Annotated in this window: 1 protein-coding gene and 1 pseudogene; both read right to left on the reverse strand. The window is 66.6% G+C overall.

Annotated features, from left to right (window positions below; genetic code table 11):
- A pseudogene (locus WA702_RS29630) lies at positions 1-403 on the reverse strand (putrescine ABC transporter permease PotH); the annotation flags it as partial.
- The gene (locus WA702_RS29635; protein ID WP_425114086.1) at positions 400-1,572 is read right to left on the reverse strand and encodes an ABC transporter ATP-binding protein; all 1,173 of its coding nucleotides are present in this window, start codon (positions 1,570-1,572) and stop codon (positions 400-402) included. The pseudogene WA702_RS29630 and the gene WA702_RS29635, both read right to left, overlap by 4 nt.
- Position 1,573: the final 1 nt, after the last annotated feature.

Raw genomic sequence — 1,573 nt, forward strand, 5'->3', positions numbered from 1 at the left:
AAAACGAGGTCCAGAACGGCACGATCACCAGCATCATCGCGATGCCCTGCCAGCGCTTCGGCAGTCGCGCCATGCCATAGGCGATGGGATAGCCGATCAAAAGCAGGATCGCAGTCGAGATCGCCGCCACCATCACACTGCGTAGATAGGACGCGAGGTAGAGATCGTCCGACAGCAGCAGACGGAAATTGTCCAGCGACAGCGCCGCAAACGCGTCGTGCAGCGCCGACCAGCCGGCGGCGAGATCGAATACCGGTGTGTAGGGCGGCTGCGCGATCACGGTCTGCGACAGGCTGATCTTGAGCACGAAGCCGAACGGCACCAGGAAGAACAGCACCATCCAGACATAGGGCGCAATGGCGGCGAACCGCGCCGGAGCTGAGAAGATGCGGCGCGCGCTCATCGATCCAGCACCACGCAGTCGTCGGGCGTGAACCAGACGACAACGCGCTGATCGATGCCGTAGCCATCGACGTCGAGCCGCGCCGTGTTGGCCACGGCGGCGCGTAGGACCGGGCCGCTGTCGAGCTTCACCTTGTAGATCGTGCTGCCGCCGAGATAGTTGGTATCAAGGATGACGCCCTCCAGCCGGTTGATCGCATGCGCGGAGGCTACATCGGTCGCAGGGCCGCGGCGCGCCAGCCTGATCTTTTCGGGTCGGATCGCGACACACACCTTGGGACCGGTCAACGGGCGCTGCGGTTCGGCGGCCACGAACTCGCCGGCATCGCGCGTCGCGACCGCGAGACGGTGCATCGCGCGCGTCTTCACCTCGCCTTCGAACAAATTGATGTCGCCGACGAACTCGGCGATCCAGCGCGACGTCGGCTCCTCATAGAGCAGCCGCGGGCTCGCTACCTGCTCCAGCCGGCCGGCCTGCATGACGCCGATCCGGCTCGCCACCGTCATTGCCTCGTCCTGGTCATGGGTGACGATGATGAAGGTCAGCCCGAGCCGACGCTGCAGCTCCATCAGCTGGAGCTGTGTGCTCTCGCGCAGCTTCTTGTCGAGCGCTGCCATCGGCTCGTCGAGCAGCAGCACCTGCGGCCGGCGCGCCAGCGAACGGGCCAGCGCCACGCGCTGGCGCTGGCCGCCGGAAAGCTGGTCCGGCTTGCGCTTCTCCAGCCCCTCCAGCTTCACCAGCGCCACCATCTCGGCGACCCGCGCAGCGATCTCGGCACGCGCCATGCCGGCGCGCCGGAGGCCGAAGGCGATGTTGTCGCGCACATTGAGATGCGGAAACAGCGCGTAGTTCTGGAACATCATGTTGACGGGCCGCTGATGCGGCAGCATCGGTGCGATGTCCTCGCCCGCGAGCAGGATGCGGCCCTGGTCCGGCGCCTCGAAGCCGGCGAGCATGCGCAGCAGCGTGGTCTTGCCGCAGCCGGAGGGACCGAGCAGCGCGAAGAATTCGCCCGCGCGGATCTCCAGTGAGACGCCGTCGACCGCGCGAAAGCCGCCAAAACTCTTGACCACGCCCTCGATGCGCAGCAGCGGCTGTGCCAGTTCCGGCAGCGGCACAGGCTTTGCCGGCGCAGCGGTGGTCTCGATGTTCGCGATGTCCTCAGCCATG

The sequence above is a fragment of the Bradyrhizobium sp. genome, from assembly GCF_049798375.1.
GTDB lineage: Bacteria > Pseudomonadota > Alphaproteobacteria > Rhizobiales > Xanthobacteraceae > Bradyrhizobium.

Coding starts and splice junctions, on each gene's coding strand:
- WA702_RS29635 (WP_425114086.1), bottom strand. CDS start 1,572: ATGGCTGAGGACATCGCGAACATCGAGACCACCGCTGCGCCGGCAAAG.